This is a genomic window from Aeromonas sp. S16(2024) (assembly GCF_041403065.1).
Lineage (GTDB): Bacteria > Pseudomonadota > Gammaproteobacteria > Enterobacterales > Aeromonadaceae > Aeromonas.
The window spans coordinates 230,734-244,796 of record NZ_JBGLQX010000003.1 but is presented as its reverse complement, the minus strand read 5'-3'; the positions used below and the strand labels follow the sequence as shown (position 1 = coordinate 244,796).

The 14,063-nt window shown below is 64.7% G+C and carries 10 protein-coding genes; 2 read left to right on the top strand and 8 right to left on the bottom strand.

What is annotated here, in order from left to right; all coding sequences use genetic code 11:
• Positions 1–174 precede the first annotated feature (174 nt).
• Positions 175–1,671, bottom strand: coding sequence for an alanine/glycine:cation symporter family protein (locus tag ACB030_RS04200; RefSeq protein ID WP_371158261.1), 1,497 nt, complete (start codon positions 1,669–1,671; stop codon positions 175–177).
• Between the two features lie 310 nt (positions 1,672–1,981).
• Here ACB030_RS04200 and ACB030_RS04195 point away from each other — a divergent pair, with 310 nt between their 5' ends.
• Both ACB030_RS04195 and ACB030_RS04190 read left to right on the top strand, forming a co-directional pair.
• Complete coding sequence (locus ACB030_RS04195; protein ID WP_371158259.1) at positions 1,982–2,413, top strand: GNAT family N-acetyltransferase; 432 nt, start codon at positions 1,982–1,984, stop codon at positions 2,411–2,413.
• Positions 2,414–2,432: 19 nt separating this feature from the next.
• Positions 2,433–3,242: a zinc-dependent peptidase gene (locus ACB030_RS04190; RefSeq protein ID WP_371158257.1), complete on the top strand. Its 810-nt coding sequence runs from the start codon at positions 2,433–2,435 to the stop codon at positions 3,240–3,242.
• A 76-nt stretch (positions 3,243–3,318) separates the two neighbouring features.
• On the opposite strand, the gene ACB030_RS04185 is transcribed toward ACB030_RS04190, so the two are convergent.
• From ACB030_RS04185 to ACB030_RS04155, 7 genes are all read right to left on the bottom strand, one after another.
• Positions 3,319–3,915, bottom strand: coding sequence for an acetate uptake transporter (locus ACB030_RS04185; RefSeq protein WP_205641646.1), 597 nt, complete (start codon positions 3,913–3,915; stop codon positions 3,319–3,321).
• Positions 3,916–4,905: 990 nt separating this feature from the next.
• Complete coding sequence (locus ACB030_RS04180; protein WP_371158255.1) at positions 4,906–7,809, bottom strand: DUF748 domain-containing protein; 2,904 nt, start codon at positions 7,807–7,809, stop codon at positions 4,906–4,908.
• 329 nt (positions 7,810–8,138) lie between these two features.
• Complete coding sequence (locus tag ACB030_RS04175; protein ID WP_371158253.1) at positions 8,139–8,552, bottom strand: MerR family DNA-binding transcriptional regulator; 414 nt, start codon at positions 8,550–8,552, stop codon at positions 8,139–8,141.
• 72 nt (positions 8,553–8,624) lie between these two features.
• Positions 8,625–9,596 carry a hydroxymethylglutaryl-CoA lyase gene (locus tag ACB030_RS04170; protein ID WP_371158251.1) on the bottom strand — a complete coding sequence of 324 codons (972 nt, stop codon included), beginning with the start codon at positions 9,594–9,596 and terminating at the stop codon, positions 8,625–8,627.
• Complete coding sequence (locus tag ACB030_RS04165) at positions 9,593–11,554, bottom strand: biotin carboxylase N-terminal domain-containing protein (protein WP_371158249.1); 1,962 nt, start codon at positions 11,552–11,554, stop codon at positions 9,593–9,595. Before ACB030_RS04165 ends, ACB030_RS04170 begins: the two co-directional genes overlap by 4 nt.
• Positions 11,551–12,405 carry an enoyl-CoA hydratase-related protein gene (locus ACB030_RS04160; RefSeq protein ID WP_371158247.1) on the bottom strand — a complete coding sequence of 285 codons (855 nt, stop codon included), beginning with the start codon at positions 12,403–12,405 and terminating at the stop codon, positions 11,551–11,553. Before ACB030_RS04160 ends, ACB030_RS04165 begins: the two co-directional genes overlap by 4 nt.
• A gap of 10 nt (positions 12,406–12,415) precedes the next feature.
• Positions 12,416–14,035 (bottom strand): carboxyl transferase domain-containing protein, encoded by a 1,620-nt coding sequence (locus ACB030_RS04155; RefSeq protein WP_371158245.1) that lies wholly within the window; start codon positions 14,033–14,035, stop codon positions 12,416–12,418.
• Between the last annotated feature and the right edge of the window lie 28 nt (positions 14,036–14,063).

The following is a 14,063-nucleotide window of genomic DNA, read 5'->3' as shown; positions in this document are numbered from 1 at the left end:
GTGCCTGCGCCCATTGCGCCGGTTGAGTGAAGGGCATGTTAGAACCAGGGAAGAGAGCGATGAAAGGTTCAGATCACAGAATGGGAGAGAAGTTCAAAAAAATCCCCAAGCAATGCTTGGGGATTTTTGTATAAGAGACAGGCCGGGGCTGCCATTTTGCATTGTGCCGTCTGATCACTTGACGGTATCCGGGTCCGCCTCGAAGGGGTGGCCGGTTTGTTCGCGCATCAGGTTGACCTCGGCGCGGTTGTCAATCCAGTAATCCGCGTTCTTGATGCCGAGCTTCTCCGGGTGGAACACGGGATCAACCCCCTGTGCCAGCTGTGCCTCGTAATCCTTGAGGCAGGCGAAGGCGGGCTTTTGCAGCATCAGGATGGCACCGATGTTGAGCCAGGCCATCAGGCCGACCCCGATGTCACCCAGACCCCAGGCCAGATCGGCGGTCTTGACGGTGCCGTAGACGGTGGCAGCCATCAGCGCAACCTTCAGCAGGAAGGTGAGCCAGGGGCGATTTATCTTGCGGTTGACAAAGGCGATGTTGGTTTCGGCGATGTAGTAGTAGGCCACTATGGTGGTGAACGCGAAGAAGAACAGGGCGATGGCGACGAAGTAGTTGCCAAAGCCGGGCATCATGCTCTCCATGGCGGTCTGCACATAGCCAGGACCCGCCGCGATGCCGGCGATGCCGGTGTAGATGGCGGCGCCGTCCGGACCCTGCACGTTATAAAGTCCGGTGATCAGCAGCATAAAGCCGGTGGCGGAGCAGACGAACAGGGTGTCGATGTAGACGGAGAACGCCTGCACCAGGCCCTGTTTGGCCGGGTGGCTCACCGCGGCGGCGGAGGAGGCGTGGGGGCCAGTGCCCTGTGCCGCTTCGTTGGAGTAGACGCCGCGCTTGACGCCCCACATGATGGCCAGACCCAGAATGGCACCGAAGCCGGCTTCCATCCCGAAGGCGCTCTTCCAGATCAGCAGGATCACACCCGGCAGCTGGCCGATGTTGAGGGCGATGATGACGCAGGCGACGATGATGTAGCCGAGCGCCATGAAGGGCACCACAGTACTGGCGAAGTTGGCGATGCGCTTGACGCCGCCGAAGATGATGAAGCCGAGCAGCAGCGCCAGACCGGCGGCGGTGACGTTCGGATCGATGTCAAAGGCGGTCTGCAGGCTGGAGCCGATGGAGTTCGCTTGCACCCCAGGCAGCAGCACGCCGCAGGCGAAGATGGTGGCGATGGCGAAGGTCCAGGCGTACCACTTCATGCCGAGCCCTTTCTCGATGTAGAAGGCCGGGCCGCCGCGGTATTCACCGTTGATCTTCTCTTTGTAGACCTGACCCAGGGTGGACTCCACAAAGGCGGAGCTGGCGCCGAGGAAGGCGACCATCCACATCCAGAACAGCGCGCCCGGGCCCCCGAAGGTGATGGCGGTGGCGACACCGGCGATGTTGCCGGTACCGACCCGGCCGGCCAGGGTCATGGAGAGAGCCTGGAAGGAGGAGACACCGGCATCGTTGCCCTTGCCCCGGAACATCAGGCGTACCATCTCTTTCATGTGGCGCAGTTGCAGGAAACGGCTGCGCAGGGAGAAGTAGAGGCCCACCCCCAGGCACAGATAGATGAGCGCTGGGCTCCAAATCACGCCATTGATGGCATTGACGATCTCATTCATGTACAACAACTCCTTTGTTGCGCTGTCTTGACGAGGTCTGTGCCTCGCTCCCTAAACATGGAAATATGTGGTGACCAAGAGGGTCACTCAGTATTGTGCGGGACTTTCGACTGGTTAGTCCGCGGGATTTAACATATCGGTTTGTATCGGCCCTTCCTAGTGAAAAGTGTTGTCACTTTGTTAATTTGTGAATTGACATTAACAAATGGTGCGTGGAACTGGACAAGATTCGGAACTTACCCATCAAGTGCATCTTTTCCAGATCCAGGGGCCCGCAGGGCACAGTGCAAATAGGAGGCCAGGAGTGACAATGAGAGAAAATGACTGCACCATTCGTCTCGCCGAGCGGGGGGATGGCGCCCTGTTGTCGGCGCTGTTCGCACAGCTGGGTTATCCCACCCCGGGCGAGGAGGTGGACGGGCGGCTGGCCGAGCCGGATCCCGCTCGGGAGGTGCTGGTGGCGCTGCGCCATGGGGACATGGTCGGGGTCCTGATCTGGCATCGGCTGCAGCCCATGCACCTTGCACCAGCCTGGGGCCTGATCTCGGCGCTGGTTGTCGATGAAGGTGCAAGGGGCGGCGGCATGGGTGCCCTGCTGTTGGCGGCAGCCGAGGCGCGGGCACGGGCCTCGGGTTGCAGCCAGCTGGAGCTCTCCAGCAGCCTCAAGCGCGAGGGGGCTCACCGCTTCTACCTGGCGCAAGGGTATGGCGAGCGGCCGAAGCGGTTCGTGAAATTATTCTGATGTGGCATGAGGAGTCTGTGTGTTCTGGTCCAGGTTGAAAGCAGTATTCGGTCTTTCCTCTCCCGGGGAGCGTCATGCCCCCGAGGCGCTGGAGTGGCAGCAGGCCCTGGCGGCCGTGCCCATCTTGCAAGGCTTCTCCCGCGATGAAGAGCAGCAGCTGATTGAACTGGCCCGCCACTTCCTCTCCCGCAAGACGCTGACCCAGCTCGGGGTCGAGCTCAGCCCCCGTCAGCAGGGAGTGCTGGCCCTGCAGGCAGTGTTGCCCATCTTGCATCTGGGGCTGGAGTGGTATCGCGGCTTTCACGAGGTGATCATCATCCCCGAGCCCGTCACCCGCCGCCAGGAGGTGCAGGACGAGTTCGGGCTGGTGAGCGAGTGGGAGGAGGAGAACGCTGGTGAGTCCTGGCCTCAGGGGCCCCTGGTGCTGGCCTGGAGCGAGTTGCAGCAGGATGGGGACTGGGATGGTTTCAACCTGGTGATCCACGAGCTGGCGCACAAGCTCGACATGCTGGGGGGGGATGCCGACGGCGGGCCGCCGCTCCCGAGCGGCATGGATCAGCGGCAATGGACCCAGGCGCTGCAGAGCGCGTTCGATGAGATGAATGCAGCGCTGGCCAGGGGAGAGGTGACCCAGATAGACCCCTATGCCGCCACCCACCCCGCCGAGTTCTTCGCGGTGTGCAGCGAGAGCTTCTTCACCGAGCCCCTGCGCCTGAGGGCCGTCTATCCCGCGGTCTACGAGCAGCTCGCGCGTTTCTATGGTCAGCAGCCTGCCGCCCGCTTCCCGGCCACCCGGTTGCTGGCAGGAGATGCCGAGGAGCAGAGCTGACCGGCATTGCGGCGACAGAAAAAAAGCACCCGAAGGTGCCTTTTGTGCATGGACGCGAGCGCCAGGTCTTCGCAGATTATGCGGCAGCCTTGAGCGACACGGCGGCGGCTTTCTTGTGATCGCCAATCGGCAGCACGGTGCGGCCGAACTGCTCGTTGATCACGGTGGCCATGGCCAGGTAGATGGCGCTGGCGCCGCAGATGATGCCTTCGAAACCGGCGATGGTGCCGATCAGGGTGCTGCCGGTGAAGTCACGGGCGGCCAGCAGGAAGAAGAGCACGGTCAGGGAGGCGAACACGAACTGCTTGGCTCGCGGGTAGTTGACAGTACCCACCAGCATGAACAGGGTGAAGACACCCCACAGCAGCAGGTACCAGCCCATGTAGGCGTGCGGGGTGGCTTCGGCCAGACCCATGGTCGGCATCACCAGCAGGAACACCAGGCTCAACCAGAAGAAACCGTAGGAGATGAAGGCGGTGACACCGAAGGTGTTGCCACGTTTGTATTCCATGATGCCCGCGACGATCTGTGCCATACCGCCGTAGCACAGGCCCATGGCCAGGATCATGGCGCTGATGGGGAAGAAACCTGCGTTATGGATGTTCAGCAGGATGGTGGTCATACCGAAACCCATCAGACCCAGAGGGGCAGGGTTGGCCAATTTTTCGCTCACGTGGCGTTCTCCAAAAATAGAGGTGGGGGTTGATAAAAGACGCGCGATTTTAGGCAGCCTCTCGGCCCTGAGCAAGGGGGGGAGGGGCTAAATGGTAAAAAAATGACAGGAAATTTTAAGTGGGCAACCATTCGTGCCATTCAGGTAGATGGCTGGTGAACGAAAAACGTTTTCAAGGTTGCATTTTTGTATTAATAGCACCTCAAGATGAAACTCGGTAACGGTAATGGCAACTGAGGTTGGCGGAGCCTTGGGAACCACCGGACAGTGGCTGTGGGCTCTTTTTGATTGAAAAATGTCTTCATATGCCATCAGACAAGAGTGTGCTTCTCCTATTTATGACGGGTTGGCTTGTTCATCTGTTTGCCCTCTCCATCCTATCTCCATACCCCTGGCAAGGCAGAGGGGGGCAGGGAAGCCGGAGCGAGGTGCTTGCATGCCCCGTATGGCAAAAAGCGCCTCAAGCCGACAAGGTACGAGGTCAAGGGTTGCCTGGGTGAAAAAGCACCTCGAGACGGGAAGGCGGGGTCACGGGGCTGTCCCTGTGGTGAGCAAAAGGTGAGATACAGAAATGGCCCAATATCATCATATAAATACTATTGGGCCATTTCTTCAGATTGACAGAGGGCCGAAATGGCGGGTTTGCCGGCATGGCTGGCGAGAGGGGCGACATTGAATAAGGCGGGGCTCGTCAGCCCAGTTCCAGAAGAGAGACGGCATGGGATAAGGAAGGGCTCGCCAGTCCTCAGCTCGCCTGCGGCAGGACAAGGAGCAAAGGTGCGAGGAGAGGTGCACGCAGCCTCGCAGCCCCCTGCTCGTGTTGAAGGCCGCGTTGAAGGTCGAGTTGAAGAGAGGAGGCGGTCAACCAGGCTGGCGCTACGGGCTGCGAAGGGGCCATCCGGGGGAAGGGCATCAGGGGAATGGCCAGTATTGCCGTCAGGAGCTGCGCCGTCGTGACACAAACAGGGCGCCACCTTGGCGCCCAGCGGATCAGTTGTCCAGGGTGAGGACTACCTTGGCCTCCTTGTCGGTCTCCTTGACCTGACTGTCGAGCACGAACAGGCGATCCGGCGTGATGCCCTGGGTATCCACCAGGTACTCCTTGGTGTTCTGGGCCCGGCGCATGGCGAGGTTGCGCAGGGACTTGGCGGTGATCAGCTGCTGGTCCCGCAACAGGATCACCGCCTGGGTGCGCAGGGCACCGCTCCCTTCATCGAGTTGTAGCCGGTCAGCCAGGGTGCCGAGGTTTTCGCTGAACTTGGTCTCATAGGCCTCGGCCAGGGCACTCTGCAGGGCGGGGTCCTGCTCCAGCAGGGCGAGATCCACCGGGCTGCCGGTGATCTTGGCCAGCACCCGCTCCAGCTTCTGGCGCTGCAGGATGGGGCGCTCTTCGTTGAAGTTGACCTTGCCGCGGATGTTCATGCTGAGCCTGGGCCTCTCTTTGAGGGCCTGAGCCAGGGTGGTCAGCTTGCTCTGCTGGGTCGGGGTGAGGGCGGGATCGCCGGGCAGGAAGGGGAGCTCATCGAGATCCTGGGTGCCCCCTGTCAGGGACGCCAGCAGGGAGAAGGGGGAGGTGATGGCTTTGCTCAAGGTGTTGCCGAGCACGTCCCAGAAGATGTTGCCCAGGCTGAAATCCGGTTGATCCAGGTTGCCCTTCACCTTGAGGTTCATCTTGATGACGCCGCTGGCGTCGCTCAGCAGGGCGATGGCGAGCCCCAGCGGCAGATCCCTGGCCTGCTCGCTCTTGACCTTCTCGCCGAGCTGCAGCTTCTTGATGGTGATGTCGTTGTCCCCCTCCAGCCGGTTGCCCTGCAACTTGTAGTTGAGCTTCATGGAGAGCTGCCCCTTGTCGATGGCGTAGCCGGCATAGGTGCTGGAGTAGGGGGTGAAGGTGGTGAGCTCCAGGTTGTTGAAGGCCACGGCGACGTCGAGCACGGGATCGTCGATCAGCAGGTTGGCGCCCCCCTTGATGGTCACCGGGGCGTATCTGTCCACCTTGCCGTTGAAGTCGAGCTCGGAGCGCTGCCCCGGGACATTGGTGATGTGGCGGCTCTGGCCCGCGAGGGAGGCGATGTCCACCACGAACTCCGGGCTCAGGCTGCGATCGGCGAAACGCAGGTTGCCCTGGGTGGTGCGGACCTGGTCGATGAGGATATGCGGTGCGGGCGCGCTCTGCTTGCTGGCCGGTTGCGGCAGCAGCAACTGCTGGACGTTGGTGACGCCCTCCTCATTGATCTCGATGCGGGCGAAGGGCTTGCTCAGCAGGATGTCGGCTATCTTCAGCTGCTGACCGATGCCGTCATAGTGCAGGCCGCTCAGTTGCAGCTTCTCTATCTGCAGCAGTCGCTGGTTGTCGGCCCGATCCAGCACGTTGAGCCCCTCGATGTCGAGCCCGCCGCTCAGTTCCAGCTTGCTGAGGGCCCCCTTGTCATCGGTGGCAAGGTCCAGCCGGGTGCGGCTGGCAAGCCGGCCGTCCCGCACGCTGATGCGCAGCAGATCCTGCAGGTAGGGCTGGGCCAGGGTGAGCGGCAGGCCCTGCTGCTTGAGGGTGCCGTTCAGGGCGAAGGGGCTAAGATCCAGGGTGCCATCAAAGGCCAATGTCGCCTGGGGATGCAGGGTGCCGGTCAGGGTGAGGGGGCTGCTCTGGCCGGGCTGGCTGCCGAGGGGCCCCAGGGTGAGCTCCAATCCCGAGAGCTCCCGCAGCAGGGGCTTGCCGCTGCTGGACTCGGTCAGCTTGAGCGCCCCCTGGCTGATGCGGGCCTGTTTGAGTTGCCAGCGCCAGGGCTTGGCGGGTTTGGCCGGTTTCTTGTCCGGTTTGGGGGCTGGCTGGGGGATCAGAAGATCCGCGAGGTCCAACTGCTGCTGGTGGTCGAGCACGGCGGTGACGGCGGGGGTCTTGAGGGTGGCGGTATCCAGCTCAAGGCTCTGCTTGCTGCCATCGACCCGGATCCCGGTCATGGCCAGCTGGTTGAAACGGGCAAATTCGCCCCCCTTGGCCCCCTTGAGCTGCCAGTTGGCCAGGGTCAGCTTGCCCTTGGCGATCTGCCATGTCAGCCCCTGCTTGCCGGATGTGAGCCGGTACGCCAGCTCGGCGCTGGCCTCTCCCTTGGCCAGTGTGGCCTTGACATAAGGGGCCCAGAGCGGGGCCAAGGGGGCGAGGGCCAGCTTGCCGAGGCTGAGCTGCCCCTTGCCGGCCCCCGTCATGATGTTGAACTCACCGTCGGCCTTGAGGGGGCTCTTCTCATTGAGGGTCGCACTCAGCCGATAGGGGTTGAGGGCCGTCGGCGTGCTGGAAAAATCGGGCAGTTGCAGGGCGATCTTGCCCAGCGTCAGGGGAGGTACCCAGCCCGGGCTGCGCTGCTTGCGGCTATCGCGGTAGTGGAATTGCCCCTGGACCAGGGCCAGCTTGCCGATGCTCACCACCAGGGGCTCGCCGGTCGATGGCGCTGGCTCGCTGGTCTGCAGGGCGTCGAGCAGGGGGGTCAGGGCCTCGGTCAGGTTGAAACTGGCCTCTCCCTTGTTATCCGCCAGGCGCACCAGGCTCACCTTGGGGGTGGTCAGGGTCAGCTCCTCCAGCACCAGGGCTCTCTGGCGCCAGCTCTCCTTCAGCCTGGGGATGAGCCGCAGCTCTTCGAACGACACCAGGGGCTGCTGCCGCTCATCGAGCAGGGCGCTGGGCCCCAGGGTGAGGGAGGGGGAGCGCAGCCCGACCTCTATCTTTCCCAGGGTGAGCTGCAGCCCATAATGGGTGGCGAGCCAGCCCGGCAGGTGGCGCTGGATGAGGTTGGGGGCTTGCCAGAGCAAGATGGTGACGCAGATGAGCAAGAGCGCGACAAGATAGAGGGCGTAACGCAACAGGCGAGCGGGCAGAGGCTTGAGCATGATGGTCTCCATTGGATGCGCACATGGTAGCAATTAATCGCCGTTCGATCATGGTATGGCTCTCGGGCTGCGCCTTACTCTGTCCGGGTTAGCTGAATTATCGAGCAAGGCTCGGCCTCCCGTGCCAGGTGGGGACTCTTTTTGGCCGAGCGGCCTTCTTGCTGTTCGGGATGGGTTGGGGATTGAGCCGTCGGCAGCCTTTCGCGCCAACTCGGGTGGTCGGCGCAGGCCAGCGGGGTGTGCGGAGTCAGGCCTTGAAGCAGACGAGCCTTGTCAGGGCCAGAGTCGCCTGCCTGCACCCTGGCCCCATCTGTGCGGGGGGCAAAGGTCCCCGTAGCGGGTCAGTCCGCGTCGGTTTTCAAGCCGCTCAGGGAGTGGATGCAGCGCTGCTCGGCGGCATCCAGCTCGGCCATCACCATCTGGATGTCTTCGAGCTGTTGCCGCAGGGAGTGGCGCCGCGCCTCGATGAGCTGGATCATGGAGTGCAGCTGCATCCGGCTCGAGCGGTCGGTGTCATACATGTCGAACAGCTCGCGGATCTCCGCCAGGCTGAAGCCGAGCCGCTTGCCACGCAGGGTCAATTTCAGGCGGATCCTGTCCTTGTGGCTGTAGATGCGGGTCTGTCCCTCCCGGGCCGGGGTAATCAGCCCCTCGTCCTCGTAGTAGCGGATGGTGCGCGGGGTGATGTCGAACTCCTGAGCCAGCTCGGAGATGCTGTAGGTTCTCTCCTTGCCGCAGAAACTGCCGCCTCTCATGGCCTGATCCTGCATGGGTCAACCTCCTGACATGACGACATGCTGCCGCTCTTCTCCCCGGCGGGGGCGCTTTCAGGGGTCATGGCACTCTCCTTGTGCTATCTCATCGAGTCCTGGTTGCAGCTCTCTGGCCCTGGCGTGGAGCGCCTGCCCGACCCGCGAGCCGTTGGGGCGGCCGAGCTGCTCGCTCACCCATTGGCCGGTGGCGGCCAGCTTGTCGAGGTTCACCCCTGTGCTCATGCCAAGGCCGTGCAGCAGATAGACCACCTCCTCCGAGGCGACGTTGCCGGAGGCCCCGGGGGCATAGGGGCAGCCACCCAGCCCCGCCACCGAGCAGTCTATGGTGCGGATGCCGCGCTCGAGCGCCGGCAGCAGGTTGGCGAGCCCCTGGCCATAGGTGTCGTGAAAGTGCACCGCGAGCCGGCCGGCCGGCACTTCGTGCAGCACCGCATCCAGCATGGGGGCTACGGTGCCCGGGGTACCTGTTCCTATGGTGTCGCCCAGCGAGATCTCGTGGCAGCCGAGATCCAGCAGCCGCTCGGCCAGGGCGGCGACCCGTTTCGGGCGGGTCGGGCCGTCATAGGGGCAGGCGATGACGGTGGAGAGGTAACCCCTCACCTTGATGCCGAGGCGGCGTGCCTCCGTCACCAGAGGGGCGAAGCGGATCAGTGACTCTTCGACGCCGATGCCGATGTTGGCGCGGGTGAAGCCGTCTGAGCAGGCGGTGAAGAGGCCAATCTCGTCGACCCTGGCCTGGATTGCGGCCTGCAAGCCCTGCAAATTGGGCACCAGGGCGCCATAGCGGGTCGCGCCCTTGCGGGGCAGCGCCTTGAACAGTTCGGCGGAGTCCGCCATTTGCGGCACTCGCTTCGGGGAGACGAAGGCCCCCACCTCGATCCGTTGCAGGCCGCTCTCGGCGAGACGGTTGATAAGCAGAAGCCGCTGCGCCAGCGACAACAGGCGGGGTTCGTTCTGCAGCCCATCCCGGGGCCCCACCTCCACCAGGCTGACCCTGTCGACGGGGGTGCCATGCTCCTTGCTCATGCTGCGCCTCCCTCGGCGTTCTCTGTGTTCGGGTCGGCAAAGTGCACCAGCACGGCGCCCTGGCTCACCTGCTCCCCCTGGCGGCAGGAGAGGGCGGTGATCACCCCCTCCTTGTCTGCTTTCAAGACGTGTTCCATCTTCATTGCCTCCAGTACCAGCAGGGGCTGCCCCTTGCCGACGGGTTGCCCGACCTCGACCAGCAGCGCCACCACGATGCCGTGCATGGGGGCCACGGCGCCCTGGGCCCCGTCGTGATCATGATGCGGTCTGTGGCGCCGATCATCGGCAGCGAAGGGAATGCGCCTGCCATCCAGGTGCAGTACGAAGGCAGCCTTTGCCACCGGGGTGACGGGGCAGCGCACCCAGCGGCCCGCCTGCTGCAGGCGGACAAAATCAGTGCCGAGCTCATAGGGGCAGGTTTCCCCCTGCCATGTGAGCCGACCGGCGCGCTCGGCCAGGGTCAGCACCCGGGCCTCCTCGCCGATCCGCACCGCCGCCGTCAGGCTCCTGCTCCCGCCCAGCCGAAAACCGGGGGCCTGCTGCCAGGGGGAGGGGCCGGTGCGACTGGCGAGCCAGAGGGTGGCCAGCGGCCAGGCGAGGTCCGGTATGGCCAGCGAGTCGGTCGGAATGGGCCACTGGGTGTGGTGCGCCATGGCCAGCACGTCCGGCTCCTCGCACAGACGCAGCAGCAGCGGGCCATTGTGCACCAGGGGGCCGAGGCTCAGGGCCGCCAGGGCATCGGCCAGTCTGGCGAAGGACTCGGCGCGGCTCTGACCGTGGGCGATCAGCTTGGCGATCATGGGATCGTAATAGGGGCTCACCTCATCACCGGCGCTCACACCGGTATCGATGCGCACCCCCTGTGGCCAGTGGAGCCACTGGATGGGGCCGCTGGCGGGCAAGAAGCCTGCCCCGACGTCCTCGGCGTAGAGGCGCGCCTCCACCGCATGGCCGCCCAGCACCACCTCCTCCTGGGTGAGGGGCAGCGGCTGGCCCTCGGCGACCGCCAGCTGCCAGGCCACCAGATCCTGGCCGGTGACGGCCTCGGTGACCGGGTGCTCCACCTGCAGCCGGGTGTTCATCTCCATGAAGAAGAACTCATCCTCGCACAGCAGAAACTCGATGGTGCCGGCCCCCACATAGTCGATGGCCCGGGCGGCGGCCACGGCGGCCTCGCCCATGGCGCGGCGAAGCGCCGGGGCTATGTTGGGGGCGGGGGCCTCTTCGATCACCTTCTGGTGGCGGCGCTGCAAGGAGCAGTCCCTGTCCCCCAGGTAGATGGCGTGGCCCAGGGTATCGGCGAAGATCTGCACCTCCACATGGCGGGCGCGGGGGAGGTAGCGCTCGAGCAGCACCCTGTCATCCCCGAAGGCGGCCAGGGCTTCCCGTTTCACCGCCGCCAGGGCGGCGTCAAACTCGTCTATCTGCTCGACCCGGCGCATCCCCTTGCCACCGCCGCCGCTGGCGGCCTTGATAAGAAGCGGAAAGCCGACCTGGTGCGCCTGATCACGCAGCAAGGCCTGCGTCTGATCCGCGCCGTGATAGCCGGGCAGCACGGGGACGCCGGCCGCCTGCATCAGCGCCTTGGCGCCGGATTTGTCCCCCATGGCGAGGATGGCGGCGCCGCTCGGGCCGATAAAGCGCAGCCCCTGTTGTGCACAGGCGCTGGCAAAGTCGCTGTTCTCCGACAGAAAACCGTAGCCGGGGTGCACGGCATCGGCCCCGGCCTCGCGGGCAATTGTCAGCACCCTGGCCGCGTCGAGGTAGCTTTCCCGCGCGGGGGCGGGCCCCAGGTGCCAGGCCTCGTCCGCTTCCCGCACGTGCATGGCGCGGGCGTCGGCGTCCGAGTAGAGGGCGATGGTGTGAATGCCGAGGCGACGTGCGGTCTGGATGATACGCACCGCGATTTCGCCACGGTTGGCGATCAGCAGGCGTTTGATGGGCTGGTATTGAGTCATGTCTCATCCTTGAAACGGGGGCGCCAGCTGGGGGGGCGCTTGTCGAAGAAGGCCTGCATCCCCTCCTGGGCTTCGAGTCCGACCCGCACCCGGGCTATGGTCTCGACGGTTATCTCTTCGTGTTGATGACCTGGCTGGTGCTCGATGGCGGCCAGCAGTCGCTTGGTCTCCTTCATCGCCTCCGGGCCGTTGCGGCACAGACGCATGCCTAAGGCCCGCCCCTCAGAGAGCAGTTGCTCCGGCGCACAGAGCCGGTGCGCCACGTTGAGGCGGCAGGCGGTGATGGCATCGAAGGGCTCGGCGCTCAGCATGTAGCGGCGGGCCTGGCGCATCCCCATGGCACGCACCACATAGGGGCTGATCACCGCAGGCACCAGCCCCAGGCTCACCTCGGAGAGGCAGAAGCGGGCGTCGTCGCTGGCCAGTACGATGTCACAGGCACAGAGCAGACCGAGCGCTCCGCCATAGGCCGCCCCCTGCACCAGGGCCACAGTGGGGAAGGGCAGCTCGTCCAGGGCTTGCATCAACCTGGCCAGCACCCGGGCATCCTCCCGGTTCTTTTCAAACGAGCTGGGATCGAAGTCGCCCTGAAGCTGGTTGCGCATCCAGTTGAGATCGGCACCGGCGCAAAAGTGTCTGCCCTCTGCCCGCAGCAGCAGGACATGGGGGCGTTCGGCCAGGGGCTGGCCGTGGCGATGGGCCAGATCATCCAGGCAATCGAGCAGCTCCTGCATCAGATCGGCATCGAGGGCGTTGTGGCGAGCGGGGCGCGCCAGCACCAGCTCAACCAGCGGGCCGTGGCGTTCCAGCCGGCAGCCAGCCAGGGGGTCATTGCACAGTGGATCGGACATGTCGAACTCCTTACATCCTGAAGATGCCGTATTGCTCGGGCCCGGGCTTGGCACCCTGGCAGGCGGCCAGCGCCAGGGCCAGCACTGTGCGGCTCTGGGCGGGATCGATGACGCCGTCATCCCAGAGCCTGGCGCTGGCGTAGTAGGGGTGTCCCTGGCGTTCATACTGCGCGATGACGGGGGCGCGGATGGCGTCCGCCTCCTGCTCCCCCAGGGTCTTGCCGTCGGCCGCCAGCTTGTCCCGGCGTACCTGCACCAGCACGTTGGCCGCCTGCTCGCCCCCCATGACGGAGATGCGGCTGCCCGGCCAGCTGAACAGAAAGTCGGGCTCATAGGCGCGGCCGCACATGCCGTAGTTGCCGGCGCCGAAGCTGCCGCCGACGATCAGGGTGATCTTGGGCACCCGGCTGCAGGCGACGGCGGTGACCAGCTTGGCGCCGTGCTTGGCGATGCCTTCTCGCTCGGCGGCACTGCCCACCATAAAGCCGGTGATGTTCTGCAGGAACAGCAGGGGAATGGCGCGCTTGTTGCACAGCTGGATGAAGTGGGCCCCTTTCTGGGCGCTGTCGCTGTGGAGCACGCCGTTGTTGGCGAGGATCCCCACGGGCATGCCCTGGATGCGGGAAAACCCGGTGACGAGCGTGGTGCCGAACAGCGCCTTGAATTCGTCGAACACGGAGCCATCCACCAGGCGGGCGATGAGCTCCCGGGCGTCATAGGGGCGCTTGAGGCTGGTGCCCACCAGGCCGTAGAGCTCCTCTATGGGGTAGAGGGGTTCCTCGTAGCTCGGGTGGCACCCAGGCAAGCCCGAGGCTGGCATGCGGTTTTCCCCCAGATTGCTCACCAGGTTGCGGGCGATGGCCAGGGCATGGGCGTCGTCCTCGGCCAGGTGGTCTGCCACCCCGGAGTGGGCGCAGTGCACCAGGGCGCCCCCCAGGGCCTCGGCGCTGATCTCCTCGCCGGTGGCCGCTTTGACCAGGGGCGGGCCCGCCAGAAAGATGGTGGCCTGCTCCCTGACCATGATGGATTCATCCGCCATGGCGGGCACATAGGCGCCCCCTGCGGTGCACAGCCCCATCACCACGGCGAGCTGGGGGATGTTCTGGGCCGACATCCGGGCCTGGTTGTAGAAGATGCGGCCAAAGTGCTCCCGATCGGGGAACACCTCGTCCTGCATGGGGAGGAAGGCGCCGCCGGAATCCACCAGATAGAGGCAGGGGAGGCGCAGCCGCTCGGCGATGGCCTGGGCCCGCAGGTGCTTTTTCACCGTGAGCGGGTAGTAGGTGCCCCCCTTGACGGTGGCGTCGTTCACCACCAGCAGGCAGAGCCGGCCCGCGATCTGGCCGAGCCCGGTGATGATGCCGGCGGCGGGCACGGCTTCCTCATAGACCTGCCAGGCGGCCAGGGCCGAGAGCTCGAGGAAGGGGGAGCCCGGGTCCAGCAATTGATTGATACGCTCGCGGGGCAGCAACTTGCCACGACCCTGATGGCGGGCGTTGTTGGCCGCCCCGCCGCCCTGGGCTATCTCGGCGAGGCGGGCGTTGAGCTCCGCCACCAGGGCCTGCATGGCCTCCCGATTGGCGGCAAACTCGGCGCTGGTGGTATCCAGGCGGGAGTGGATCTGGCTCATGGGTTCTCTCCCATCTGGTTGTTGCTGC

Excerpts from the sequence above, each read along its gene's own strand:
- ACB030_RS04165 (WP_371158249.1), bottom strand. The coding sequence starts at position 11,554 with ATGACTCAATACCAGCCCATCAAACGCCTGCTGATCGCCAACCGTGGC.
- ACB030_RS04200 (WP_371158261.1), bottom strand. The coding sequence starts at position 1,671 with ATGAATGAGATCGTCAATGCCATCAATGGCGTGATTTGGAGCCCAGCG.
- ACB030_RS04155 (WP_371158245.1), bottom strand. The coding sequence starts at position 14,035 with ATGAGCCAGATCCACTCCCGCCTGGATACCACCAGCGCCGAGTTTGCC.
- ACB030_RS04195 (WP_371158259.1), top strand. The coding sequence starts at position 1,982 with ATGAGAGAAAATGACTGCACCATTCGTCTCGCCGAGCGGGGGGATGGC.
- ACB030_RS04160 (WP_371158247.1), bottom strand. The coding sequence starts at position 12,405 with ATGTCCGATCCACTGTGCAATGACCCCCTGGCTGGCTGCCGGCTGGAA.
- ACB030_RS04170 (WP_371158251.1), bottom strand. The coding sequence starts at position 9,596 with ATGAGCAAGGAGCATGGCACCCCCGTCGACAGGGTCAGCCTGGTGGAG.
- ACB030_RS04180 (WP_371158255.1), bottom strand. The coding sequence starts at position 7,809 with ATGGAGACCATCATGCTCAAGCCTCTGCCCGCTCGCCTGTTGCGTTAC.
- ACB030_RS04175 (WP_371158253.1), bottom strand. The coding sequence starts at position 8,552 with ATGAGAGGCGGCAGTTTCTGCGGCAAGGAGAGAACCTACAGCATCTCC.